The 254-nt window shown below is 70.5% G+C and carries 1 protein-coding gene; it reads right to left on the bottom strand.

Translation table 11 applies throughout. The annotated features are described in order from the left end of the window. A partial coding sequence (locus tag XI08_RS09695; protein ID WP_271574248.1) for a condensation domain-containing protein occupies positions 1-254 on the bottom strand: 254 nt, incomplete at both ends.

Genomic DNA, 254 nt, shown 5'->3' with positions numbered 1-254 from the left:
CTGCGCCAGCGCCAGCGAGGCCTGCTCGTGCGCCAAAAGCTCGACCAGCCGGGCATGCGTGGTTCGCACGCTCGCCTCGGTCGCGGTGCCATCGAGATCAAGCCGCAGCGGCAGCGTGTTGATGAACAGCCCCATCGTGCGGTCGCCACCCGCACCCCCATGCATGCGGCCGAACACCACCGTGCCGAACACCACCTGCTCGCGCCCGCTGCTGCGCGCCACCACCTGTCCCCACGCCAGATGGCACAGGCTCG

Source organism: Bradyrhizobium sp. CCBAU 11361 (assembly GCF_028128935.1).
GTDB lineage: Bacteria > Pseudomonadota > Alphaproteobacteria > Rhizobiales > Xanthobacteraceae > Bradyrhizobium > Bradyrhizobium niftali.
This window is presented reverse-complemented; position numbering and strand designations above follow the sequence as displayed.